This window comes from Streptomyces sp. NBC_01334, assembly GCF_035983595.1.
Classification (GTDB): domain Bacteria; phylum Actinomycetota; class Actinomycetes; order Streptomycetales; family Streptomycetaceae; genus Streptomyces; species Streptomyces coriariae.
The window spans coordinates 4473453-4498478 of sequence record NZ_CP130718.1 but is presented as its reverse complement, the minus strand read 5'-3'; the positions used below and the strand labels follow the sequence as shown (position 1 = coordinate 4498478).

21 protein-coding genes are annotated in these 25026 nt (G+C 72.8%); 15 read left to right on the top strand and 6 right to left on the bottom strand.

The window, feature by feature from the left end:
- Window positions 1-119: 119 nt before the first annotated feature.
- Entirely contained in the window at window positions 120-1979 is a 1860-nt protein-coding gene (locus OG736_RS20045; RefSeq protein ID WP_327183672.1) for a hypothetical protein, read from the top strand.
- Window positions 1980-2050: 71 nt separating this feature from the next.
- Here the strand turns inward: OG736_RS20045 and OG736_RS20040 are convergent, their stop codons facing one another.
- Complete coding sequence (locus tag OG736_RS20040; protein WP_327183671.1) at window positions 2051-3379, bottom strand: ABC transporter substrate-binding protein; 1329 nt, start codon at window positions 3377-3379, stop codon at window positions 2051-2053.
- A gap of 118 nt (window positions 3380-3497) precedes the next feature.
- On the opposite strand from OG736_RS20040, the gene OG736_RS20035 reads away from it, so the two are divergent.
- The gene (locus tag OG736_RS20035) at window positions 3498-3998 is read left to right on the top strand and encodes an SCO4402 family protein (protein WP_078615735.1); all 501 of its coding nucleotides are present in this window, start codon (window positions 3498-3500) and stop codon (window positions 3996-3998) included.
- Window positions 3999-4091: 93 nt separating this feature from the next.
- Window positions 4092-4976 (top strand): formyltetrahydrofolate deformylase, encoded by an 885-nt coding sequence (gene purU / locus OG736_RS20030; RefSeq protein ID WP_020130207.1) that lies wholly within the window; start codon window positions 4092-4094, stop codon window positions 4974-4976.
- Between the two features lie 110 nt (window positions 4977-5086).
- Here purU and OG736_RS20025 read toward each other — a convergent pair whose 3' ends face one another.
- On the bottom strand, window positions 5087-6628 hold the full coding sequence (locus OG736_RS20025) for an anti-sigma factor family protein (protein ID WP_327183670.1): 1542 nt from the start codon (window positions 6626-6628) through the stop codon (window positions 5087-5089).
- A 59-nt stretch (window positions 6629-6687) separates the two neighbouring features.
- Entirely contained in the window at window positions 6688-7278 is a 591-nt protein-coding gene (locus OG736_RS20020) for a sigma-70 family RNA polymerase sigma factor (protein ID WP_057600759.1), read from the bottom strand.
- Between the two features lie 319 nt (window positions 7279-7597).
- Between OG736_RS20020 and OG736_RS20015 the strand changes: the two genes are divergently transcribed.
- Together OG736_RS20015 and OG736_RS20010 are read left to right on the top strand one after the other, a co-directional pair.
- Window positions 7598-7978 (top strand): STAS domain-containing protein, encoded by a 381-nt coding sequence (locus OG736_RS20015; protein ID WP_020130204.1) that lies wholly within the window; start codon window positions 7598-7600, stop codon window positions 7976-7978.
- Between the two features lie 174 nt (window positions 7979-8152).
- On the top strand, window positions 8153-8665 hold the full coding sequence (locus tag OG736_RS20010) for an EF-hand domain-containing protein (RefSeq protein WP_327183669.1): 513 nt from the start codon (window positions 8153-8155) through the stop codon (window positions 8663-8665).
- A 92-nt stretch (window positions 8666-8757) separates the two neighbouring features.
- Here OG736_RS20010 and OG736_RS20005 read toward each other — a convergent pair whose 3' ends face one another.
- Window positions 8758-10272: a class I adenylate-forming enzyme family protein gene (locus tag OG736_RS20005; protein ID WP_327183668.1), complete on the bottom strand. Its 1515-nt coding sequence runs from the start codon at window positions 10270-10272 to the stop codon at window positions 8758-8760.
- 177 nt (window positions 10273-10449) lie between these two features.
- Between OG736_RS20005 and OG736_RS20000 the strand changes: the two genes are divergently transcribed.
- From OG736_RS20000 to OG736_RS19985, 4 genes are all read left to right on the top strand, one after another.
- Window positions 10450-11646, top strand: a complete 1197-nt coding sequence (locus OG736_RS20000; RefSeq protein WP_327183667.1) for an amidohydrolase family protein — start codon at window positions 10450-10452, stop codon at window positions 11644-11646.
- Between the two features lie 34 nt (window positions 11647-11680).
- Window positions 11681-12814 (top strand): acyl-CoA dehydrogenase, encoded by a 1134-nt coding sequence (locus OG736_RS19995; protein WP_327183666.1) that lies wholly within the window; start codon window positions 11681-11683, stop codon window positions 12812-12814.
- A gap of 9 nt (window positions 12815-12823) precedes the next feature.
- A complete protein-coding gene (locus tag OG736_RS19990; protein WP_327183665.1) occupies window positions 12824-13726 on the top strand; it encodes an acyl-CoA dehydrogenase family protein in 903 nt (300 codons plus the stop codon).
- A 532-nt stretch (window positions 13727-14258) separates the two neighbouring features.
- Entirely contained in the window at window positions 14259-14771 is a 513-nt protein-coding gene (locus OG736_RS19985) for an ATP-binding protein (RefSeq protein WP_327187660.1), read from the top strand.
- Window positions 14772-15284: 513 nt separating this feature from the next.
- Here the strand turns inward: OG736_RS19985 and OG736_RS19980 are convergent.
- Window positions 15285-16211, bottom strand: coding sequence for a cyclase family protein (locus OG736_RS19980; RefSeq protein WP_327183664.1), 927 nt, complete (start codon window positions 16209-16211; stop codon window positions 15285-15287).
- A 101-nt stretch (window positions 16212-16312) separates the two neighbouring features.
- Here OG736_RS19980 and OG736_RS19975 point away from each other — a divergent pair, with 101 nt between their 5' ends.
- The 4 genes from OG736_RS19975 to OG736_RS19960 all read left to right on the top strand — a co-directional run bounded on the left by OG736_RS19975 (window position 16313) and on the right by OG736_RS19960 (window position 20948).
- Window positions 16313-17224 carry an SDR family NAD(P)-dependent oxidoreductase gene (locus OG736_RS19975; protein ID WP_327183663.1) on the top strand — a complete coding sequence of 304 codons (912 nt, stop codon included), beginning with the start codon at window positions 16313-16315 and terminating at the stop codon, window positions 17222-17224.
- A 103-nt stretch (window positions 17225-17327) separates the two neighbouring features.
- A complete protein-coding gene (locus OG736_RS19970; RefSeq protein ID WP_327183661.1) occupies window positions 17328-18476 on the top strand; it encodes an acyl-CoA dehydrogenase family protein in 1149 nt (382 codons plus the stop codon).
- Between the two features lie 32 nt (window positions 18477-18508).
- Window positions 18509-19576: a Zn-dependent alcohol dehydrogenase gene (locus OG736_RS19965; protein WP_327183660.1), complete on the top strand. Its 1068-nt coding sequence runs from the start codon at window positions 18509-18511 to the stop codon at window positions 19574-19576.
- Between the two features lie 88 nt (window positions 19577-19664).
- A complete protein-coding gene (locus OG736_RS19960; protein WP_327183659.1) occupies window positions 19665-20948 on the top strand; it encodes an MFS transporter in 1284 nt (427 codons plus the stop codon).
- Here OG736_RS19960 and OG736_RS19955 read toward each other — a convergent pair.
- A complete protein-coding gene (locus OG736_RS19955) occupies window positions 20844-21875 on the bottom strand; it encodes a GlxA family transcriptional regulator (protein WP_327183658.1) in 1032 nt (343 codons plus the stop codon). The two genes, OG736_RS19960 and OG736_RS19955, sit on opposite strands and share 105 nt — an antisense overlap.
- Window positions 21876-21946: 71 nt before the next feature.
- Between OG736_RS19955 and OG736_RS19950 the strand changes: the two genes are divergently transcribed.
- Together OG736_RS19950 and OG736_RS19945 are read left to right on the top strand one after the other, a co-directional pair.
- Window positions 21947-23284, top strand: a complete 1338-nt coding sequence (locus OG736_RS19950; RefSeq protein ID WP_327183657.1) for an MFS transporter — start codon at window positions 21947-21949, stop codon at window positions 23282-23284.
- Window positions 23285-23480: 196 nt separating this feature from the next.
- A complete protein-coding gene (locus OG736_RS19945; protein WP_327183656.1) occupies window positions 23481-25010 on the top strand; it encodes a multicopper oxidase family protein in 1530 nt (509 codons plus the stop codon).
- The last annotated feature ends 16 nt before the right edge of the window (window positions 25011-25026 follow it).

The window sequence follows — 25026 nt, the reverse complement described above, 5'->3', positions numbered from 1 at the left end:
GAAGTCACTGTCCGACCCGGTGGGAGGGAGATCACGTTCTGAGCTGCGTGGCACGGGGTTCCGGGGACCCGGTAGCGTGAGCCGACGATTCCGAAGGTCCCCCATTCGTAGGAGTCCCGGTGACGCAGAGTGGACAGGGCGAGGAGCCCTCGGCGCAACCCGCGCGCGAAGGCATCGTGCTGCCCTCCGACGGTGGGGAACCCCTGCTGCCGGGAATGACGACGAACCCGCCGCGGCCGGTACCCCGCCAGGGACCGCCGCCGGGGCCGCCGTCGGGCCACCAGTCCGACCAGTACGGCGCTCCGCAGTACGGGCAGCAGCAGTACGGACAGGACGAGTACGGGCAGCAGCAGTACGGGCAACCGGACTACGGGCAGCACGGGCAGCACGCGCCCCAGGGGCAGCCCGAGTACGGGCAGCAGGCGCCGGCCGGCGGACAGACCTGGGGGGACCCCTGGGGTCCCGGCCGGCAGACGCCCGCCCCGCAGCAGTCCGCCCCGCAGCAGTCCGCCCCGGGCTGGCCGCTCCCGGCGGACCAGGCGGACGGGCAGGGCCGAACGGACCAGGGACACCAGCAGCACCAGCCGCAGTACTCGCAGCAGCCGCAGGCCCAGTGGGACAGCGGGCAGGCGGCCCCGTGGAACGGCGGCACCTCGGCGGGCGCGGGCCCGCTCCCGCCGGAGAGCGCGCCGGCGCCGGGCGCACCCCTGCCGCCCGCCGCCGCTTCGATCGACGACGCCGCGACGCAGTACATACCGCCGGTCCCGGCCGACCCGACCGCCGACGGCCGGGGCCCGTACCCGCCACAGTTCGCCGGACCCGGTGCCGCCGACGAGGGCGCCACCCAGTACCTGCCGCCCGTCCCCGCCGCCCCCGTCGACGAGGGCGCGACGCAGTACATACCGCCGGTCGCCCCCGGCGCGCTGCCGCCCGAGGTGCCGGCCGAGTCGACCCAGTACCTGGGCCGTACCCCGCACAACGCCCCCGGGCCGATGCCGGCCCCCGGAACGCAGCCCGGCGCGTACTCCGACTCCGAGCCCACGCAGTACATCCCGCCCGTCGCCGCACAGGCCGACGGCGACCGGCAGCCGCCCGCCGAGTTCGAGAACCTCTTCCGCAGCGGGCCGGCCACCGAGAGCCCGGCAGGATCCACGCAGCAGCTCCCGCGCTTCTCCGAGCCGGACACCCCCGGACGCGGCCACGGCGGTCCGGGCGGCCACGGTGGCGCACCGGGCTACGGCGCCGGGCCCGCCGCCCGTTCCCCGCAGCCCGCCTACACCCCGCCCGGTGACCCGGCGGCGGGCGGGCGGCGCGGGGCGCGTGACGACGGCGGCGGCCGGGGAGGCCGCACCGGCTCGCGGCTGCCGTTGTTCGCGGCGGTCGGCGTGGCGCTCGCGGTCGTCGGCGTCGGCGCGGGCGCGATGCTCGCGGGCGGGGGCGGTGGCCAGGGCGACGACAACCAGACCGTCGCCGCGTCGGCCCCCGCGACCGAGGGGTCCGCGTCGGCGTCCACCGGCGCGGCCGAGCAGCAGGCCGTCGAGCTCGACAAGCTGCTCGCGGACAGCGGCAGCAGCCGGGCCAGCGTGATCAGCGCGGTGGCCGACGTGAAGGCGTGCGGCAATCTCGCCCAGGCCGCCACGGACCTGCGGGACGCGGCGAAGCAGCGCTCGGAACTGGTCACCAGGCTGTCCGCGCTGCAGGTCGACCAGCTGCCGGACCACACCGCGCTGACCACGGCCCTCACCAAGGCGTGGCAGGCGTCCGCGTCCGCCGACAACCACTACGCGACCTGGGCCGACCAGGTCGCCGGCAGCAAGAACAAGAGCTGCAAGAAGGGCTCGGCCCGCACCACCTCCGAGACTCAGGCCGGCAACCGCGCGAGCGGCACCGCCAGCGCCCAGAAGACGCAGGCCGCGAAGTTGTGGAACAAGATCGCGCGGACCTACGGCCTGACGGAGCGCCAGCCCACCCAGTTGTAGACGCGGACCGGCCGGGTCGGGTAAAGGTCGCCCTGGTCAGCCGGGTCGGGCGGTTGTCCGGGTGGGGCGGGTCAGTCGACGTCGGCCTTCTCCAGGGTCTTCGTCACGTCCACGAAGCCCTTCTTGGCGGCCACCAGGCGGCCCTTCTGCACGGCCTGGAGGGTGACCTCGGCGTTGACCAGGCGGGGGAAGCCGATGGAGGCGAGCCGGTCGGTGAACTCCCAGCGGAGCGTCGGCGTGAGTCCGCCCGTGGTGACCTTCAGCCCGTTGTCCAGGGCGCCCCGTACGGAGTCGGCGGTCACCTCGCCGCCGTCCAGTGACTCCACGGCCTGCCGGAACACGGTGTAGGCGATCCAGGTGGTCTGCACGCCGGTGTCGGTGGGGTCGATCCGGGTGTCGGAGAACGCCTCCTCGCTGATCACCTTCTTCATCGGCGCCCAGGCGGGGTCGCTCGTCACCGGGTACCAGCCGGTGACGTAGGCCCCCTCGAAGGGTCCGGAGGCGGCACCGGCGGCGTTGATCACCGTCTGGTCGACGCTGCCGAGGACGGTGCCGGTGCGGACGTCGGGGTAGTCCGCGCGGGTGCGCCGGAAGGAGTCCATGAAGGTGGCGGTCCGGTCCCCGAGCGCGGTCACCACGCACCCCTTCCCGTCCCCGGCCGAGTCGCCGGTCGCGTTCTTCATGGCGGCCTCGGCCTGCGTCGCGTACTCGGTGGCGTCCTCCGGGGCCCGCTGGTCCTCGGCCTTGTCGTGCCCGCCCGCGGTCAGTCCGGCGTTGAGCATCGGGGGCAGCGCGTCGCCGGCGATGGTGTCGGGGCGGACGAGCGAGACGGGACCGCAGGTCGCGCCGAGCTCCTTGCCGAGGCCGGCCAGCAGCGAGGGCTGGCCGCCGTTGACGGGGTAGGACAGCGGGCTGGTGAACTCGGCGTTCGTGACGCCGTAGCCGCCTATGTAGGGGATGCCGGCGCCTTCCAGATGCGGGAAGAAGGCGTCGGAGTGCTGGCTGTAGGAGCCGACCACGGCGACCGCCTTCTCCTTGACCGCGCGCCGGGCGCACGACGCCGCGGACACGGTGTCGTTGTGGTCGTTGCAGGTCAGGACCTTGAGCTTGCGGCCGTTCAGGCCGCCGTTCGCGTTGACCCAGCGGGCGTAGGCGAGGGCGAAGGCGGGCATGCCCGGCTTGTTGGTGGCGGACGTCTCCTCGGGCGCCCACGTCATGACGACGATCGGGTCGTCCCCGGAACCCCCCGAGACACCGGGGACGACCCCGCAGCCGACGGCGAGTGACGCGCAGGCGGCCAGGGCGCCCGCCGAGAGGGCGGTCGCTCTGACGGACCTGGTGAAGCGGAAGGACCTGGGGAGGAAGGTGCTTCGCGTTGATGTGCGTCGCTTGCCGGTCATGGACACGCACGATTCCGTCACATCGCTAACCTGGGAGTGACCCACGGTCAACGAGTGGTGACGGCAAGGTGAATTGCAGGGGCACCTGCGGTGCGTGGGACGGGGAAACGTACGATCTGTGACCGTGCAAGGTTCGGAGAACTCTTCCCGTCGCGGCCGTCGCTCCCCCACCATGGGCGGCATGCCACTCAACGACATGCCGTGGTGGCGCTGGCGCAGCAATGTGCGCTCCGCGCTGCACATGCTCTCCGACCCGGTGTTCCAGCAGAACGTCTGGCTGGCCGGCGTCGAGGGGTACGGGGACGTCACCGACGCCGTGTACCGGCTCGTCGAGGACACCTGGCTCGACAACTGGTCCGCCGAGAAGTACGTCGGCACGATCTTCCGCGACTCGCAGGAGGCGGCCCTCGTGGACACCGCCGTGCTGCGGGTCCTGCGGATCATGCACCAGGTCGGGCCGGACGCCCCGGTCTCCGCGTACGTCGACCACGAGGCGTGGCCGGAGGCGGTACGCGCGGCGCGGGACGCGCACGTGCGGATGGCGGCCAGCGACGGCGACGACGCCGACGCGCCGCCGCGCACCCTCGAGGTGCTGCGGATCATGACGCGCGCCGCGTAAGGCGCGAGCCGGGCCGGGGAGCGGGGCGGACGCCGTGTTCCGTCCTGCGGGACGATTGACCACGGCGGTGGCCGGTGTGCGACCCTGTCGGGCATGAACGCGCAGCCCACCCGAGCCGCAGCAACCGCCGCCGACCAGTACGTCCTCACCCTTTCCTGCCCCGACAAGCAGGGCATCGTGCACGCCGTGTCGAGCTATCTCTTCATGACCGGCTGCAACATCGAGGACAGTCAGCAGTTCGGCGACCACGACACGGGTCTGTTCTTCCTGCGCGTCCACTTCTCGGCCGAGCCTCCGGTGACCGTGGACAAGCTCCGGGCGAGCTTCGCGGCGATCGGCGACTCCTTCCACATGGACTGGCAGATCAACCGGGCCGACGAGAAGATGCGCGTCGTCCTCATGGTCAGCAAGTTCGGGCACTGCCTGAACGACCTGCTGTTCCGCGCCAGCATCGGCGCGCTGCCGGTGGAGATCGCGGCCGTGGTGTCCAACCACACCGACTTCGCCGAGCTGGTGGGCTCGTACAACATCCCCTTCCGCCACATCCCGGTGACGAGGGAGAACAAGGCTGAGGCCGAGGCCCAGCTGCTCGAGCTGGTCCGGGAGCAGGACGTCGAGCTGGTCGTCCTCGCCCGCTACATGCAGGTCCTCTCCGACGACCTGTGCAAGCAGCTCAGCGGCCGGATCATCAACATCCACCACTCCTTCCTGCCGAGTTTCAAGGGCGCCAAGCCGTACCACCAGGCGCACGCGCGGGGCGTGAAGCTGATCGGGGCGACGGCGCACTATGTGACGGCCGACCTCGACGAGGGGCCGATCATCGAGCAGGAGGTCGAGCGCGTGGGGCACGGCGTCACGCCGGACCAGCTCGTCGCCGTCGGGCGGGACGTGGAGTGCCAGGCACTGGCGCGGGCCGTGAAGTGGCACGCGGAGCGGCGGATCCTGCTCAACGGACGGCGCACGGTCGTCTTCGCGTAGGCGTCGCGAGTCGCCGCGAGCCGTCGCGAGCGTCGGCGGCAGTCCCGCCGATGCTCCTGCCCGGCGCCAGCCCGCCCCGGCCGTGTCCGGTCGCGTCGGGCTGCGTCCGGCTACATCCGGCTCAGCGACGCCGCCGCGAACAGCACGTCCCTGATCGCCTCGCGGTCGCCCAGCTGGCCCGCCGCCGCCTCCTCCGGGGAGACGTGGCCGGCGGCCAGGCGGCAGAACTCCACGTCGTCCAGGGCGACGTGGGCCACCTCGTGGTCGGCGGAGCCCACCGCGCCCGGTGAGTCCAGCGGGATCAGCCACTGGCCGCCGCCCGAGCCCTCGATCTCCAGACGCAGGCTGCGGCCGGGGCGGCCCGCGGTCACCAGGTGGCGGGTGCGCGAGGGCGTGGCGAGCCCCGCGCGGCGGCGTGCCGCGAGGGTCTCGGGCAGCATCCGCGCGGCGAGGTCGATCATGCCGTGCAGGTGGCGTGGGGCGGGCGGCGCGTAGGGGTAGTCGACCGCTTCCGCGATGTCCTCGGCGTGCACCCAGCACTCGAAGGCCCGGTCCAGCATGGCGTCGCGCAGGGGCAGTTCGAAGCCGCCGTACGACACCGGCATGGTGCCCGGGCCTTCCCCACGCTCGGCTTCGCTCGCGCGGGAGGTGCCCCCACCGGTGAAGGACACCGTCCGCACCAGGGCGTGGGTCTGTTCGCGCCAGGGGCCGCGCACGGAACGGGTGGGCGGGAAGTGCGAGCCCGCCCAGAACGACTCGGTGCGCCGGGCCGGCGTGTCCACCGGCCCGCCCGATCCGGTCGCCCCGGTCGCCCCGGTCCCGCGGTCCCACCCGTCGCTCTTGTCCGTCTCGTTCGTCTCGTCGGTCCCGCCCGGCCTGTCGCCGGTGGCGAACGGGGCCAGCGGGTCGTCGAGCCCGAGGGCGACGGCCACCAGCCCGTCCACGGCGAGCAGGTGGGCGATGACTCCGGCGACGGTGGTCCGGCGGCTCGTGGCCCCCTCGCCGCGGAACCAGCGCAGCCGCACCGGCGCGTGCCACTCGGCGTCCCCGAAGTCCTGGAGCAGGGCGTCGAGCCGCGCGGTCTCGGCGTCGTACGACGCCGCCCAGACGGGCACCGGAATGCGGGGCGGACGACGGTTCAGGCAGCCGTCGAGGACGCGGGTGCGCAGGCCCGGGTCGAGGTCGAGGCTCTCCGGGCGCTGGAGCAGGCCGACCGCCTCGCGCAGCCGCCGTGCCTCGTCCGCGCAGGCTCCGCAGTCGCCGAGGTGCTCCTCGACGGCCGCCGTCTCCTCGGCCGAGCAGGCCGCCAGTGCCCAGGCGCCCAGCAGGGACTTGAGCACCGGGTGCTCGAGCGTGAGCGGTCCCGGGCCGGCGGGCTCCGCCGGCGGCAGCGGCAGCCCGCTGTCCTCCACGGAGGCGCGGGGGAGCGGGATGCGCGGCGGGCGGCCGGGTTCGCGCGCCGGAGGCGTGCCGTTTCCGTCACCGGAACCGCTGCCGCCGGAACCGCGGTCACCGAGACCGCTGCCGTCGGAACTGCCGGAACCGCCGGTGCCGCCCGGTCCGTTGCCGTCGTCGCCGGACGCCGTTTCCCTGCCCTCCTCCGGAGGCCTCTCCCGGTGCCTCTCCTCGTCCGTCTCCTGGTCCCTCTTCATGTCCTCTTCGTCTCCGCCGTCTCCGCTGTCTTCGGACGGCGGGAACACGTTCTCGCCCCTCACGCCGCACCCCCGTATTCAGGCGGTGCCCCGGGGGCCGCCGAGTCGTGGGCGGTGGACAGGAGTTGCAGGCCGAGGCGGAGCCGGCGGCGGGCCTCGTCCTCGGTGACGCCGAGGTCGGCCGCGGTCTGGCGGTAGTCGCGTCGCTGGAAGTAGGCCAGTTCCAGGGCGGCGCGCAGCGGGGCGGGCATGGCCTGGACGATGTAGTCGGCGCGGGCGGCGACGGAGGCGTGCCGCACCCTGCGTTCCAGTTCCTCGGTCGCCTCGGCGGAGCCGGGGCCCGCCTCGGCCAGCGCGGCGGTCTCGGTGGCGCGCAGGCGCTGCACGGCGAGGTGGTGGGTCAACGAGGCGACCCAGGTGCGCAGCGGGCCCTGCTTCGGGTCGTAGGCGTCGGGGTGTTCCCAGACATGCGCGAAGACCTCGCGGGTGATGCCGTCGGCCGCCCGTTCGTCTCCGAGCACGCGGTGGGCGAGACCGTGCACGAGCGAAGCGAATCGGTCATAGAGCTCGCCGAGGGCGGCCGCCTCGCCGCGCGCGAGTCGTTGCTGCATCTTGCGGTCCCAGCGGGGCGGTGCGTCCTTCTTCGCCATGCGGCCCCCTCACCCGTGCGCGTACCTCTGCCTGTGCGTGTGTCCAGCGTGCGTCCACCGTCACCTCGAATGTAGTCGGCACGTCCGACAACGCACGCCCCTTTGTTTCAATGTGCGCCCCCTGTCCGCGAGAGGGTGGTATGGGCGGCGCCTACCCGACAGAGAAGGATCGAACCGGACGGGATACGACTGGAACAAGCCTCTTTCTCTCCGCTTCTGTTTTTCCTTCGGTGTTTCGGGGCACGGCCGCTGGGCAGCCGCGCTGCAAGGAAGCGAAGGGACAGCTTCCGTTTTCCGCGAGCTACAGCGAGCGAAGGGCGTGGTGGTGGCCTTCAAAGTGACCGGCTGGGAGCAGGGCGGATGGGCCGTGCTCCAGGTGTCGGGCGAGCTGGACCTGGTGACGTCGCCGGTACTGCGTCAGAAGGTGCACGACGAGGTGGCCGAAGGTCGCCACAGTCTCGTCCTGGACCTCTCCGAGGTGTACTTCTGCGACTCGAGCGGCGTCGGCGTCCTCATCGCCTCGCGCCGCCTCATCCGTTCCTGCCGGGGACGGCTGCGCCTGATACTTCCCGCGCGGGGCGCGGCGGAGGACTCCCACGTCAACCGGGTGCTGGGCGCGCTGGGCGTCCGCCGCCTCTTCGATGTCTACGGGGACCTCGCGGCCGCCGTGGACGACGGGACGGAACCGCTCTCGGCGTAGGCCCGCGCGGGCCCGGACGGGGCCGACTCCGCTACACCCTCGTCCCAGAATTTCCCCGGTCCTGGCACAGGCGTCGCTTTCCCGCTGCCCGGGAGTCGCCGGCGTCGTACGCTCCCTGCCGGAACCACTCCCAGCAGAATCTCCACGCGATGACGTAAGGCGGCCCGAGAAGACATGGTCAGCAGTGAGTACGAGCGCAGGATCGCCGCCCGGTTCGCCACCTTCGACCAGGACGGCAACGGCTACATCGACCGGGTGGACTTCGGTGCGGCGGCCAAGGCGCTGCTCGCCGAGTTCGGCACCGCGGCCCGGTCCGACAAGGGGCAGGCGCTGTACGCGGGCGCCGAGGCGTTCTGGCAGGGCATGGCAGGCATCGCCGACCGGGACGGCGACCAGCGCATCAGCCGGGAGGAGTTCGTGAACGGCGCGGTCAAGCGCCTGCGCGACAACCCTGAGCGGTTCGCCGAGATCGCCCGCCCCTTCCTGCACGCGGCCCTGGACATCGCCGACCCCGACGGCGACGGCCGGGCCACGGTCGCGGACACCGTACGGGTGCTCAGGGCGCTCGGAGCGCCCGAAGAGGTCGCCCGGGGGGCCGCGGACGTCCTCGACGCCGACGCGGACGGCAAGGTCGGCGAGGCAGAGATCGTCCCCGCCTTCGCCCGCTACTTCACGGTCGCCGAGTAGCCCCAGCCGACCGGCAGTCACCCGACCGGCAGCCACCTGAGCGGTACGCACCCGACCGGTACGCAGCCGAGCCGCACGCACCCGAGTCGCGCTCAGCGGGAGAAGCGCTCGCGCAGCTTGTACTTCAGGACCTTGCGCAGTGTCTCGTTGCGCGGCAGGGCGTCCACCAGCTCCAGTCGCTCCGGCAGCTTGTGGACCGACAGGCCGCCCGCGCGCAGATACGAGGTCATCGCCGCGAGCGTCAACGGTTCCCCGGCTCCCGGCGCCCGTTCCACCACCGCGCACACCAGCTCCCCGCGCTCCGCGTCGGGCAGGCCGATCACCGCCACGTCCCCGACGGCCGGGTGCGCGGCGAGCAGGTCCTCGATCTCCTTGGCCGACACGTTCTCCCCCTTGCGGATGATGACGTCCTTCAGCCGCCCGGTGAGGACCAGATGCCCGCTGCCGGTCACGTGCCCCAGGTCGCCGGTGCGCAGGAACCCCTCCGCGTCGAACGCCTCGGCCGTCTGGGCGGGATCCAGATACCCCTGGCACACGGCCTCGCCGCGCAGCCGCACCTCGCCGTCCACCACCCGTATCCGCATGCCCTCCGGCGGCCGGCCCTCCGTCGTCGCGAGGTTCTCCGCGGTGTCGTCCGGCGCCCCCATGGTGATCATCGGCACCTCGGTCATCCCGTACCCGTGCGTCAGCTGCACCCCCATCTCGCGCACGACGGCGTGGTACACCTCGGGCGGCTTGGGCGCTCCGCCGCCCGCGAGCAGGCGCAGCGAGGGGATCAGCGGCGCCTCCGGCCGCTTGCGCTGCTCGGCGAGGAACATCGAGTAGAACGCCGTCGACCCGCCCGCGACCGTCACCCCGTGCCGTCGGTACCCGTCCAGCGCGTCCGGCAGCGCGAAGTGCTCGAACATCACCGCGGGGAAGCCGTAGAGCAGCAGCATGACGGTGTAGTCGGGGCCGGCGATGTGGGCGTACGGGAACGCCATCGAGCCGACGTCGTCCGCGGTGAGGCGCAGCGCGTGGGCGAGGCAGGAGCCGCCCGCGATCAGCGAACGGTCGGTGTGCAGCACGCCCTTGGGGTCGGAGGTGGTGCCCGAGGTCCAGTAGATCCAGCGCACCGAGGTGCCCTCGGCGGGCGGCGGCGGAAGCACGGCCGGGTCCCCGTCGGGCAGCTCGTCGTACGCCTCGAAGACGCCCTTCGCGCCCAGCCGCCGTGCCATCTCGGCATGGTCGAAGCCGCGCCAGACGCCCGGCACCGCGAAGAACTCCGCCTTCGACTCGCGCAGCGCGAAGCCGACCTCGCGGTCGCGGTAGAAGGGGATGACGGGCGACTGCACGGCCCCCAGGCGGGCCAGCGCGAAGGACAGGACGGCCGTCTCCAGGCGGGTGGGCAGCTGCCAGGCGACGACCGTGCCGGGGCGTACCCCCATGTCGTGCAGCCCGGCCGCGACCCGCTCGGCGCTCTCGCGCAGCTCGCCGAAGGTCAGGGCCCGGTCGTTCTGGAGGAGGACCCGGCGGCCGGGGGTGAGGTCGGCGCGGCGGGCGAGCAGGTCCCAGAGGGTGCGGGACGCGCTCAGCTCGTGGGCGGTGGCGGTGGCGGTGTCGTTCACGTCGGCCCCCTGGCGTAACTGACGGGCTGTCAGATTTTGGGCAGAGCGTAGGGCTGGTCGCCTTGTCGGTCCAGGGGGCGGGGGCTAGCCTGCTGGGGAGAGTCAATCTGACGGGTCATCAGATAGCCGGAACACGTCCATCGGACAACTGGCGTTCCGCCAGGCGGAGGGGAAGCCATGAGTACCGAACTGCCGCGCATCGTCAGCGTCGACGACCATGTGATCGAGCCCGCGCACCTCTTCGCGACCTGGCTGCCGCAGAAGTACCGGGACCGGGGGCCGCAGCCCCTCACCGCCGGGATCGGCGAGCTCGCCTACGTCGCCGGGAAGTACCAGATCACGATGGACCCGGACGGCCAGCCCACCGACTGGTGGATCTACGAGGACCTGAAGTTCCCGTACAAGCGCAACATCGCCGCCGTCGGCTTCGACCGGGACGAGATGACGCTGGAGGGCATCACCCGGGAGGAGATGCGGCGCGGCTGCTGGGACCCGAAGGCCCGGCTGGCGGACATGGACCTCAACCACGTCGAGGCCTCCCTCTGCTTCCCCTCCTTCCCTCGCTTCTGCGGACAGACCTTCGCCGAGGCGCACGACAAGGAGGTCGCGCTGGCCTGTGTGCGCGCCTACAACGACTGGATGGTCGAGGAGTGGTGCGGGGACAGCGGCGGACGGCTGATCCCGCTCTGCCTGATCCCCCTGTGGGACATCGACCTGGCGGTCGCCGAGATCCGGCGCAACGCGGCCCGCGGGGTGCGCGCGGTGACCTTCTCCGAGATCCCCAGCCACCTCGGGCTGCCGTCGATCCACTCGGGCTACTGGGATCCGTTCTTCGCGGTGTGCGAGGAGACCGGCACGGTCGTCAACATGCACATCGGATCGTCCTCGCAGATGCCGGCCGCCTCGCCGGACGCACCGCCGGCCGTCCAGGCGTCCCTTTCGTTCAACAACGCGATGGCCTCGATGATGGACTTCCTCTTCAGCGGGGTGCTGGTGAAGTTCCCGCGCCTCAAACTCGCCTACTCCGAGGGTCAGATGGGCTGGATCCCGTACGCCCTGGAGCGTGCCGACGACGTCTGGGAGGAGCACCGCGCGTGGGGCGGGGTCAGGGACGTCGTCCCCGAGCCGCCGTCCACGTACTACTACCGGCAGATGTACTGCTGCTTCTTCCGCGACAAGCACGGGGTCGCGTCCCTGGACGTGGTGGGGCGCGACAACGCGACCTTCGAGACCGACTACCCGCACGTCGACTCGACCTTCCCGCACACCAAGGAGGTCGCCCTCGACCACGTCAAGGGCCTCGACGACGAGACGGTCTACAAGCTCATGCGGGGCAACGCGATCCGCATGCTGGACCTGGACCTCGACAAGTAGCCGGCGCCGGGACCAGGGCAGGGGGATCAGGACCATGGACCTCGCGGACAGCCCCGAGGACGCGGAGTTCCGGGCCCGGTTGCGCGAGTGGCTCGGCAAGGTGCTGCCCACGCTCCCGCCGAAGCCCTCCCCGGACGACTGGCCCGGCCGCCGCGCCTACGACCTCGGCTGGCAGCGGACGCTGTACGAGGCCGGGTACGCCGACGTGCACTGGCAGGCCTCGCCCGGCGTCCGCCTGATCTTCCTGGAGGAGACGGAGAAGGCGGGCGCGCCCTACGTGGGGGCCGGTTTCGTCGGACTGCTGCACGCGGGGCCGACGATCGCCGCCGAGGGAACGGCCGAACAGCGGGCCCGCTGGCTGCCGCCCATCCTGCGCGGCGAGGAGGTGTGGTGCCAGGGCTTCAGCGAGCCCGACGCCGGGTCGGACCTCGCGGCGCTGCGTACGCGCGCGTGGCGCGACGGCGACGACTACGTGGTGAGCGGGTCCAAGATCTGGACCTCGCACGCGGAGGTCGCCGACTGGTGCGAGCTGCTGGTCCGCACGGATCCGGCGGCGCCCAAGCACCGGGGCATCACCTGGTTGGCCATGCCCATGGACGCCCCCGGCATCACCGTACGGCCGCTGCGCACCCTCGCCGGATCCGCCGAGTTCGCCGAGGTGTTCCTCGACGAGGTGCGGGTGCCGGTCACCCATCGGGTGGGGGAGGAGAACGACGGCTGGCGGGTGACGATGGTGACGCTGTCGTTCGAGCGAGGCACCGCCTTCGTGGGCGAGGTCGTCGCCTGTCGGCGCGTGCTGGGCGAACTCGCCGTGGAGGCACGGAGGAACGGACGCTGGGACGATCCCGCCCTGCGGCGGCGGCTGGGGGCCCTCAACGCCGAGTTCCGGGCGCTCTGGCGGCTGACGCAGTGGAACGTGAGCGAGGCGGAGGCCGAAGGCGGTCTGCCGGGCGTCGGGGGTTCGGTTTTCAAACTGAGGTACTCGCAGGCCCGCCAGGAGCTGTACGACACGGCCGCCGACGTCCTGGGCGACGAGTCCCTCGACACCGACCGCCCCTGGGTCCACGACCGGCTCTCCTCGCTCTCGTACACCATCGCGGCGGGGACCTCGCAGATCCAGCGGAACATCGTGGCCGAGCGGATCCTGGGCCTGCCGAAGGGACGGTGACTCTCCGACATGCGATTTCGACTGACGGAGGACCAGCGGGCGCTGCGGGACGGCGTACGGGGGCTGGTGGCGCGCCGCTTCGACCGGGCGGCGCTGCGGGCCGCCGTGGACCGGCCGGGGCGGCTGGACCGGGCGCTGTGGCGGGAGCTGGGGGCGGCCGGGTTCTTCGCGCTGCGGCTTCCCGAGGCGGACGGCGGGGTCGGACTCGGTCTGCCCGAGACCGTGTTGGCGTTCGAGGAGGCCGGCCGGGCCCTGCTGCCGGGGCCGCTCGTGGCCACCCACCTCGCGGCGGGCCGGGTGCCCGGCGCGGCCGACGGGGAGACGGTCGTGGCGGCCGTGGACGGCGGCGGGCTGGTGGAGTGGCTGACGGAGGCGGACGTCGTGTGCGGGGAGGCCGACGGGGCCGTGCCGCTGCGGTCGGTGGATCCGCTGACGCCGCTGCACCGCGTTCCGGGCGTCTCGGCGGCCGTCGATCCCGTCGCCGTTCTCCTCACCGCGGCCGAGCAGCTCGGCACGGCCACGCGCGCGTGCGAGCTCGCTGTGCAACACGCCCGGGCGCGTGAGCAGTTCGGGCAGCCGATCGGCGCCTTCCAGGCGGTCAAGCATCTGTGCGCGGAACTGCTGGTGCGGGTCGAGGTGGCCCGCGCGGCGGTCTACGCGGCCGCCGTCACCGCCGACCCGGCCGACATCGCGGCCGCCCGGCTGCTCGCCGACGAGGCCGCCGTACGCGGCGCGCGCGACTGCCTCCAGGTGCACGGCGGCATGGGCTTCACCTGGGAGGCGGACGTACATCTGCTGCTCAAGCGGGCCTGGCTGCGCACCCGGCGTGCGGGTGGCGGTACGGAGAGTGAGGAACTGCTCGCGGCCGACCTGCTGCCGGAGGGGGCCGTCAGGGGCGCTCGCCTGCGGTGACGGCGGGGGCGGCGCGCGGACGGCCGCACGGGTGTCGCGGATTGTGGCATACCGGAATCACGGAGCGTTGATATCGGGTTGTGTCCGATGCGTGACCCGTCACGGCCTGGAGTCGGCGGACCTCTCCGGTACCTTCTGTGGGATGCGAGTGGTTCCGAGCATGAGCCATGCCGGCGGTGCCCCTGGGGCGGTGCCGGATCCGGCGGTGCGCGCCGCCGCTCGCAGGGCGGACGGGCTTCTGGGGCCCGCCTGTTCGACTCCCCGCAACGAGCGTCGCACAGTATGCCGCACGGGTACTCCTTCGCGCTGGAATATGCCCGAAGCGCTTGTTGAGGTGACTGTATGTCAACCAAGCTGTCTCGTAAGGGATTCACGTTCCGTCACCCTGCCTCTGGCCGTTGTTCTGGCCATGCAGAAAATGGCTACGATCGTGGCCCCCGTCGTCATGGTGCACACGCGGCTCGCGTGGCTTGCGTGGCGCACGGCCATGTGTCCGCCGGTTCGGATGGTGTGAGCGGTGCAGGTGCTTCAAGTGCAGCTGGAGATCCGGCCCGACCCCGCTGAGGTGGGGCGCGCCCGCAGGTGGGCCCGCTCGCGCCTCGCCGGGTCCGGGATAGGGGACGAGGAGCCGCTCGCCGAGACGCTGATCCTGCTCGTCTCCGAACTGGTCACCAACGCCGTGGTGCACACCGGCTGTCCGGCCGTGCTGCGGCTCTCCCTGCCGGGCGGGACGGCCGAGCCGTCCACCGTCCGACTCGAGGTGGCCGACACCAGTGGCCGGGCTCCCGTGCCCCGCTGCGCCGGTGACGAGGCGACCGGCGGCCGTGGTCTGGCCCTGGTCGACGGTCTCGCGGACCGCTGGGGCTGGAGCGTCGAGGGTGCGGGCAAGCGCATCTGGTGCGAACTGGACCGCTGTGCGGAGCCCGGCGAGGCCGAGGCGGACCACGGGGGCGCGGAGGAGCGCCGCAACGTGGAGGAATGCCGGGGCGCGGTCCCGGCGGAGCCCGAGCCGGCTTACGGAGGGCTCGCGTACGAGGTCGTCTGAGCGGCGATCGGGCGGCGGACGGACGGCGATGCGACCGGCCCGTGACCGGCGGCGCGACCCCCGACGCGGGCGGTGGCGAGGGCGCACGGGTGCGGAGCGCCCCCGCGGCTTGCGGTGCACGGGCGCAGACAGCGCTGTCGCGAATCGTCCGGTTCGGCATCGGTGCGCCCGGCTGTGCTTCCGTGCGCGCCCACCACAAAGGGGACGTAAGTAATAAATCTCCGTTCAGGTGTTGACGCGACGTGTCTGTTTGATCACGCTTGTGGTCAGCGATTCGCCGCGAGGGGACGACGAGGGCTTCGGTGACGGAGGCTCTCGCCGAGTGTGGGTCGTGATTCGGCGCCGGTTCCCTCAGGGCCGAGGGGAGTCGGTGGGGGTCCCTCCCGCTCGGGCGAAGCCGGGAGCGGGGGAGGGTGCGCCGGAGTCGGATGGCGGTGCGCGGTGCCGTGCTCGGGGCGGGCAGCCGCGCGCCGCCAGCCGACGTGAGGGGAGCGCCTGTTCGCAGGTCGGCGCCTACAGCACTGCCACCGGGGCCACCGGCGTTCCCGTGCCGCCGACGAACGGCTCGGGCATCGCCGACAGCAGGAACGCGTAGCGGCCAGTTTGTCCACAGGCTGTGGACAACTCTTCGAGATTCCAGTTCTGGCCCTGGAGCATCCCCATCTCCACCAGGTCGAGCGCGTGCACCGGCAGCCACAGGTCGTCGATCTCGGGCGGGAAGATCTCGAACGTGAGGGTGTCGTTGGCGACCGCCGCCACATCGCGCGCGTGGAACCACTCCGGCGTACGGACCGAGAGGCCCGGTGACGGATAGCCGTACCCCTGCTTGTCGCCGGCCAGGTAGAGCTGCACCTGCCCGGTCCGTACGAGCACGATGTCGCCGGCCCGCACGCGCGTGCCGGCCAGCTCCTCGGCCGCCGCCAGGTCCTCCGGGGTGACCGCGTGCCCGCCCTCCAGCCGGTCGACGCCACGCGCGCGTGCCACGTCCAGGAGCACCCCGCGCGAGACGACGTGCCGCGCCTTGTCGATGCCGCTGAACTCGGCGCCGCCGTGCGGGGTGACGGTGCCGGCCGGCCGGCCGTTGTAGAGCTTCCCCGAGTGCGAGACATGGGTCAGCGCGTCCCAGTGGGTGCCCGCCTGGAGGCCCATGGTCACGGTGTCGTCGCTGCACGCCACCGTGCCCGGACCGAAGATCTCCTGGTTGATCTGCACCATGGCGTGCAGGGGGTTGACCCGCCCGGGGATCAGCCCGGTCTGCACGCCGTCCTCCCGCAGGGGCAGCGCGAGCGGGACGCGGCGGCCGGTGCGGACCTCGGCGACGGCCGCGCGGACGACGTCGTCGGTGATGAGGTTCAGGGTGCCGATCTCGTCGTCGGCCCCCCAGCGCCCCCAGTTGTTGACGCGCTTCGCGATCTCGTGGAACTCGACCGGCAGTGTCATTCCGTGCCTCCCCGGGGCTTGTCCCCGACCGACGGACGGGTCAGTCTGGACCTCGCATCCAAATCTAACGGTCCGTCAGAAACTGTGGGAGGGGGCCGGACGTGGGGAACTTCCTGACCGGCAAGGTCGTCGCCGTCACCGGGGCGGGACGAGGCATCGGGCGGGCGGTGGCGCTCGCCGCGGCGGCCGAGGGCGCGCGGGTCGTCGTCAACGACTACGGCGTCTCGGTGGACGGCGCCTCACCCACCAGCGAGGTCGCCCGGTCCGTCGTCAAGGAGATCGAGGCGGCGGGCGGGGAGGCGGTCGCCGTCGCCGACGACGTCTCGACGATGGCCGGCGGGCAGCGGGTCGTCGACACCGCGCTGGCGTCGTACGGGCGGCTCGACGGAGTCGTCTGCGTGGCCGGGATCCTGCGGGAGCGGATGCTGTTCAACATGTCCGAGGACGAGTGGGACCCGGTCGTCGCCACCCATCTCAAGGGCACGTTCACCGTGTTCCGGGCCGCGGCGGCGGTGATGCGCGGGCAGCGCTCCGGCACGCTGATCGGTTTCACCAGCGGCAACCACCAGGGCTCGGTCTCGCAGGCCAACTACAGCGCCGCCAAGGGCGGGATCATCTCGCTCGTGCGGAGTGCGGCGCTGGGTCTGCACAAGTACGGGGTGACCGCCAATGCGGTGGCCCCGGTGGCCCGTACGCGGATGTCCGCGGGCGTGCCGATGGAGTTGGCGGAGATCGGCGAACCCGAGGACGTGGCCGCGTTCGTGGTGTATCTGCTGTCGGACCGCGCGCGGGAGGCGAAGGTCACCGGGCAGGTGTACACCGTTGCGGGGCCGAAGATCGCGGTGTGGGCGCAGCCCGGCGAACTGCGTTCGGCGTACGCCTCCGGCGGCTGGACGCCGCAGACCATCGCGGAGTTGCTGCCGACGACGGTGGGGGTCGATCCGATGCCGATGCTCGCGCGGTTGGAGGAGATGGCTCGGGCCGCGCGGGAGGGGAGCCGGCCCAACGCCTGAGCGTGCTTCCTGTGGTCTTTCGGGTGCGGGTCGTCTGTGGCTGGTCGCGCAGCTCCCCGCGCCCCTTGAGTCGGGCAGTTGGCCCCCGACGTGAGGCGGTGCCGTGGATTTCGGATCAAGTCCCCTGGATGAGGAGTTCCGGGCCGAGGCTCGGGCCTGGCTCGCCGAGCACGCCCCGCAGGCCGCCGATCGGCGGGCCTGGGAGCGGGCGCTCGGTGCGGCCGGGTGGATCGGGATCGGTTGGGGGGAGGGTGGGTTCGGGAACCGGACCGGCAGTCTGCCCCAGCAGGTCGCCTGGGCCGAGGAGTATGCGCGGTCGGGGGCCCCGGCCCGTTCCGGGCACATCGGGGAGAACCTGCTCGCGCCGACCCTGCTCGCGCACGGCACGGCGGAGCAGAAGGCGCGCTTCCTGCCGCCGATCGCCGCCGGTGCCGAGCTCTGGTGCCAGGGGTACAGCGAGCCGGGCGCCGGGTCCGACCTGGCCGGGGTCCGTACGAGGGCCGAACTCGCGCCCGACGGACGGTCGTACCGCATCACCGGACAGAAGATCTGGACCTCGCTCGCCCATGAGGCCGACTGGTGTTTCGTGCTCGCCCGTACCGATCCGGAGTCCAGGCGGCACCACGGACTGACGTTTCTCCTCGTCCCCATGGACCAGCCGGGACGGATCGAGGTACGGCCCATCCGGCAGCTGACCGGCACCAGCGACTTCAACGAGGTCTTCTTCGACGGGGCGCACGCGCGCGTGGAGCACGTCGTCGGCGCGGCGGGCGACGGCTGGCGGGTGGCGATGGGCCTCCTCGGCTTCGAACGCGGGGTGTCGACCCTCGCCCAGCAGATCGGCTTCGCCCAGGAGCTGGAACGCGTCGTGCGTACGGCGGTGCGGACGGGGGCGGCCGACGACCCCGTCGTACGCGAGCGGCTGGTGCGGCTGTGGGCCGAGCTGCGGACCATGCGGTGGAACGCCCTACGGACGCTGGGAGGCTCCGGCGGGCCGGGCGCGCCCAGCGTGGCGAAGCTGCTGTGGGCCGGCTGGCACCAGCGGCTCGGGGAGGTTGCGGTGCAGGTGCGGGGGGCCGCGGCGAGTGTCGGCCCCGCGGACTGGTCGCCGTCCTCGCCGTACGAACTCGACGACGCGCAGCACCTGTTCCTGTTCTCCCGGGCCGACACCGTCTACGGCGGCTCGGACCAGATCCAGCGCACGATCATCGCCGAGCGGGTGCTCGGCCTGCCCAGGCAGCCCAAGGGATAGCGACGGGAAACGGACAGGACGGTGGGGACGCGATGCGAGGCGTGGTGTTCGACGGGAAGCGGGCCGAGGTCGTCGACGACCTGGCCGTCCGCGATCCGGGGCCGGGTGAGGTGCTCGTCGCGATCTCGGCGGCCGGGCTGTGCCACAGCGACCTCTCGGTCGTCGACGGGACGATTCCCTTCCCGGCGCCCGTCGTCCTCGGCCATGAGGGCGCGGGAGTCGTCGAGGCGGTCGGCGCGGGGGTCGGTCATGTCGGGCCGGGGGACCATGTCGCGCTGTCCACGCTCGCCAACTGCGGCACCTGCGCGGAGTGCGACCGCGGCCGGCCGACGATGTGCCGGCAGGCCATCGGGCGCCCGCGGAAGCCGTTCACGCGCGCGGGGGGCGCGGTGTACCAGTTCGCGTCCAACTCCGCCTTCGCCGAGCGCACGGTGGTGAAGGCCGTACAGGCGGTCCGGATCCCGAAGGACGTCCCGCTGACGTCCGCCGCGCTGATCGGGTGCGGGGTGCTGACCGGAGTCGGGGCCGTGCTCAACCGCGCGCGGGTCGGGTACGGGGAGAGCGTCGTCGTCATCGGGACGGGCGGGATCGGGCTGAACGTGGTGCAGGGAGCGCGGATCGCGGGCGCCTCGCGGATCGTCGCGGTGGACGCGAATCCGGCGAAGGAGGCGGTGGCCCGGCGGTTCGGCGCGACCGACTTCCTGACCTCCACGGACGCGGTGCGGGACGTGCTGCCCACGGGCGCGGACCACGTCTTCGAGTGCGTCGGCCGGGTCGAGCTGATCCGGCAGGCGATCGACCTGCTGGACCGCCACGGGCAGGCGGTGCTCCTCGGGGTGCCGCCGGCCACCGCCGAGGCGTCCTTCCTGGTCTCGTCGATGTACCTGGACAAGTCGATCCTGGGCTGCCGGTACGGCTCGTCGCGTCCGCAGCGGGACATCGCGCTGTACGCCGAGCTGTACCGGGCCGGTCGGCTGCTCCTCGACGAACTGGTGACGGACACCTACCCGGTGGAGGACTTCGCGAAGGCGGCCGCGGACGCGGAGGCGGGGAGGGTGGCGCGGGCGGTGCTCACGTTCCGACCGGGAGCCGCGGGCTGACCGAAGCACCGTGGGCCGACCGCACAGCCCGTCCGGCTGCCCGGAAAACCCGTGGGGCGGTGCCGGTGTCGACCCCTACGGTCCTTGCATGAGCTACCGCGACGTCGCCACCGGACAGGTTCTGATCTGGTGCTGCACCGCAGTCGGCGCCCGTATGCCGGTCGCCATGGCGCCGCTGGCGCTGGTGTTCCTGGTGCGCGAGCGCCCCGGCGGCTACACGCTGGGCGCGATCCTCGCGGCGGCCTACGTCGTCGGGGAGATCGTGGGCGCCCCCGTCCTCGGGATGCGGCTGCGCCCCGAGCGCGCCCGGCTCCAGCTGGCCGTCGGGCTGGTGGCCGGGGCCGTCGGATTCGCGGGGCTCGGGGCGTTCCCGGCCGCGCATCCGGCGGTCCTCGGCGGGTTCGCGGTCGTGGCCGGTGCCGCCCCGGCCGCCGCCACCGGTGGACTGCGCACGCTGCTCACCGCGCTGGTTCCGGAGCGAGCCGCGGCCCAGGCGCTGTCCGTGGAGTCGATGCTGACGGCCGGGGTGTGGGCGCTCTCGCCGGCGGCGGTCGCCGGGCTGGCCCTCGGCGTCGCGCCGCGCGTCCCGCTGCTCCTCGCGGCAGCCCTGATGGCCTCGTCGGTCGCGGGCCTGTGGCTGCTCCCGGCGTCCTGGGGCGCGGCCGGCACGGAGGACCCGCGGGGCGAGGACCCTGCGGGCGCGTCGCCGCTGCGGGTCCTGACCGGCGCATGGCCGGTGTACGTGACCGGCGCGGCCAGCCTCACCCTGCTCGGGCTCGCCGAACTCGTCCTGCCCGCCCTGCTCGAACAGCGGGGCGTCGGCGTCGGCTGGTCCGGACCGCTGCTGACCGGGATGGCGGTGGGCGGGGGGCTCGGCGCGTTCGCCTACGGTCTCCGGGCCTGGCCGGGACGGCTGCGCACCCGCAGCGTGGTGCTGATGGCGGGGACGTCGGTCTGTGTGACGGCCGCCGCGCTGACCTCGGACGCGGTCGGGATCGCGGCGGCACTGGCCGTGGGAGGCGTGCTCCAGTCCGCCGCGATGCTCACCCGCAACCTGTCCCTGCGCGAGGCGCTGCCGCCGCACGCCCTGGCCGCGGGGTACTCCGTCATGTACGCGGCCGCGGGCGCGGGTTACGCGGCGACGGGCTCCCTCGCCGGTGCCCTGCTGAAGGTGGTCGCCCCGTCGACGGCGATCCTGGCCGGGGTCGGGGTGACCCTGCTCCTCACGGCGGTCGGCTGGTGGGGCGAGGTGCGCAGCGCGGGAAGGTCACCGCAGGGCGGCGTCGACGACGCCGTGGCCACCGCTCTCGGCGCTCCCGGTGCGGAAGGTGCGGCGATACGCGGTGGGCGTGACCCCGAGGGCCGTCTGTAGGTGTTGCCGCATCGACTGGGCGGTGCCGAAACCGGCGTCCCGGGCGATCCGGTCGACGGACCGGTCGCTGGACTCCAGCAGGTGCCGGGCCCGTTCGACCCGTTGCTGGGTGAGCCACTGGCCGGGGCTGATGCCGACTTCCTCGCGGAAGCGGCGCGTGAACGTCCGTACCGACATGGCCTCCTGATCGGCCATGTCGCGCAGTTGGATCGGCTCGTGGAGGCGGCCCAGCGCCCATGCGCGGGCGGCGGTCGTGGTCGCCTGCTGCGGGTCGGGCACGGGGCGCTCGATGTACTGCGCCTGGCCGCCGTCGCGGTGCGGCGGTACGACCGTACGGCGGGCCACCTCGTTGGCGACCGCGGCGCCGTGGTCGCGGCGCAGGAGATGGAGGCAGAGGTCGATCCCGGCGGCCACTCCGGCGGAGGTGAGGACGTCGCCGTCGTCGATGAACAGCACGTCCGCGTCGACCCGGATCTTCGGGAAGAGCCGCTGGAAGTGCTCGGCGTGCATCCAGTGCGTGGTCGCCGGGCGGCCGTCCAGGCAGCCCGCGGCGGCGAGGACGTATCCGCCGGTGCAGATCGAGACGAGGCGGGTGCCGGGGCGCAGGCGGGCGAGGGCGGCGGCCAGTTCGGGGGTGAGCACGCCCTCCTCGTAGACGGGGCCCAGCTCGTAGGAGGTGGGGACGACGACGGTGTCGGCGGTGGCCAGCGCCTCGGGACCGTTGCCGACCAGGACGGCGTAGTCGGCGTCCGTCTCGACGGGGCCCGGCGGCCGGACGGAGCAGGTCACGACGTCGTACAGGCGGCGGCCCGCCGCGTCGCACGCCTTGCCGAAGATGCGCTGCGGAATGCCCAGCTCGAAGGGCATCAGCCCGTCGAGGGCGAGGACGACGACGCGATGGCGGGAGGATGCGTACGGTTCGGCCATGGCCCGATCCTAGCGAATGCTGTCCCTCGGGCCACTCGCCCGCCGGATCCCGGTATCGGAAGCTCTGTGACGTGACCCAGACAACCGAAACTCCGGCATCCGCCGAGGAACAGAAGCCCGTCTCCGACCGCGTCCCCGGTCGCCGCCGCATCCATCGCGCATGGTTCGTCGCCGCCGTCACCTTCGTCACGATCATCGGCGCGGCGGCCTTCCGTTCGCTCCCCGGTCTGCTCATCGACCCGCTGCACCAGGAGTTCGGCTGGTCGCGCGGCACGATCGGCGCGGCGGTCTCGGTCAACCTGGCGCTGTACGGCCTCACCGCCCCGTTCGCGGCGGCGCTGATGGACCGCTTCGGCATCCGCCGGGTGGTGGCGGTGGCGCTGACCGTGATCTCGGTCGGCTCGCTCCTGACGGTCTGGATGACGGCGGCCTGGCAACTGCTGCTGTACTGGGGCCTGCTGGTGGGCCTCGGCTCGGGCTCGATGGCGCTCGCCTTCGCCGCGACGGTCACCAACCGCTGGTTCACCGAGCGCCGGGGTCTGGTCAGCGGCATCCTGACCGCGGCCTCCGCCTCCGGCCAGCTGATCTTCCTGCCGCTGCTGTCCTGGCTGGTCACGCGGTACGACTGGCGCCCGGCGGCGGTGACGGTCGCGCTGGCCGCGCTGGCCGTCGTCCCCTTCGTATGGCTGCTGCTGCGGGACCATCCGGCGGACGTGGGCCAGAAGCCGTACGGCGCGACGGAGTTCGTCCCGAAGCCGCCCCCGGTGCAGGGCGCCGCGCGCCGCACCCTGCGGGTCCTCTTCTCGGCGGTCCGCACGGGCCCGTTCTGGCTGCTGGCCGGCACCTTCGCGATCTGCGGCGCCTCCACGAACGGCCTGATCCAGACGCACTTCGTGCCCGCCGCCCACGACCACGGCATGCCGATCACGGCGGCGGCCTCGCTGCTCGCGGTCATCGGCGTCTTCGACGTGGTCGGCACGATCGCCTCCGGCTGGTTCACCGACCGCTTCGAGCCGCGTCGGCTGCTGGCGGTGTACTACGCGCTGAGGGGCATCTCGCTGCTGTTCCTGCCGATGCTGCTGGCCCCTTCCGTGCACCCTCCGATGATCTTCTTCATCGTCTTCTACGGCCTCGACTGGGTCGCCACCGTCCCGCCCACCCTGGCCCTGTGCCGCGAGCAGTACGGCGACGACAGCGCCATCGTCTTCGGCTGGGTGCTGGCCTCCCACCAGGTCGGCGCGGCCCTGGTGGCCTTCCTGGGCGGCATGGCGCGTGACACGTTCGGCTCGTACGACATGGTCTGGTACGCGTCGGGAGCGCTGTGCGCCGCGGCGGCGCTGATGGCGCTGGTGATCCGGCGGCGGCCTGCGGTCCCCGCACCGGCTGTCCCCGCATCGGTGACCGCCTGAGCCGACGGCCGCCTGAGCCGGTGCCCGGCCGAGCCGGTGAGGCGAAGGTGGTTTCGGGGATCCTTTACGTACCATATGGGCACATTTCGACACGGATGGCTGCGTTGTGCGACCTCCGTGTCGTTGCTCTGCCCGTGCGCTGTCGTGCACTGCCGTCCGCTGCTCCTACTGCTTCTACTGCCCATGGAGGCGATACGTGACTTCTCTGGCCCGTCGTGGCGTGCTGAAGTGCCTGCCGGTCGCCGCCGGGGCGGTCCTGACCGGTGGGGCGGCGAGTCCGCGAGCGGCGGCGCGACCGGAGGCCGGCGCCTCCTTCCCGCAGCCGGAGACCCGCAGGACGCCGCCGCACACGGGGCGGCTGGAGACCCGTCTGACCGTCGCCTTCACCGAGCAGGCGCTCCCCGGGGCCGGCACGGTGACCACGCGCACCTACGAAGGGACGATCCCCGGGCCGACGTTGCGGGTGCGTCCGGGGGACTCGCTGGAGATCACGCACGTCAACGCGCTGCCGCCGAACGCCGAGGCGGCGCGGCACGACATGAACGTCCCGCACCACTTCAACACGTTCAACCTGCACACCCACGGCATGCACGTGGACCCCACGGGCGAGGCGGACAACATCTACCGCACGTTCGAGCCCTCCGAGACGCCGGGGAGCACCACCACCCACCGCAGTGTCGTCGACGTCCCGGCGGATCATCCGGCCGGCACGTTCTGGTACCACCCCCACCATCACGGCTCCACGGCGACCCAGCTGCTGGGCGGCATGGGGGGCGTGCTCGTCGTCGAGGGGGACATCGACGAGGTGCCCGAGATCGCCGCCGCCAAGGACGTCGTCGTCTGCATCAACGAGCTCAAGCTGTCCGGCGGACGGGTGCCGGACCTGACCTCGCACGGCGCCTATGAGGGCATCGCCTCGACCTTCCTGGTCAACGGCGCCAAGAACCCCGTGCTGACCATCGCCCCGGGGGAGGTCCAGCGCTGGCGGATCGTCAACGCCGGAGCGATCACCGCTCACTTCCTGAGCCTGCGCGGGCACGAGCTGCACCAGATCGCCTGCGACGGCATCACCCTCATGGAACCCGTCGCCACCACCGGACTGACGCTACCGATGGGCGGGCGCGTCGACCTGCTGATCCGCGGAGGCGAGCCCGGTACCTACAAGTTCTCCGGCGGGGGCCCCTCGCAGACCCTGCTGACGCTCGTCGTCACCGGCGAAGCCCGCCCGATGGCGCTGCCGACCGCCCTGCCCGGCAGGCCCACCGACCTGCCCGAGCCCACCCGCACCCGGACTCTGACCTTCCGCAGCTACGAGAACGTCTTCTCAGGCGCCTTCCCGAACGCCTACCGCATCCTGGGTGACGGCGAGACCCCGCCCGCCGACCCGCTGGCCGGCCGCCGCGACCTCGCCTGGGGGCGCCTCGCGTCCGACTTCGTCAACCAGCGCGTCCGGTTGGGCGAGGTCGAGGAGTGGACGGTCGTCAACGACTCCCACGCCCACAGCCATCACCCCTTCCACCTGCACACCAACCACTTCCTCCTGACCGCCGTCGACAACCGCCGCCTGGCCACGCCGGTCTGGCACGACACGGTGAGCATCCCGCCGAACGGCTCGGTCACCTTCCGGCTGCGCGCCGAGGACTTCGCCGGCCGCTCCATGCTGCACTGCCACCAGCTCCAGCACGGCGACGAAGGCATGATGCAGGTCGTCGACTACGTGCGCTGAGCGGGGCGTACCGGCC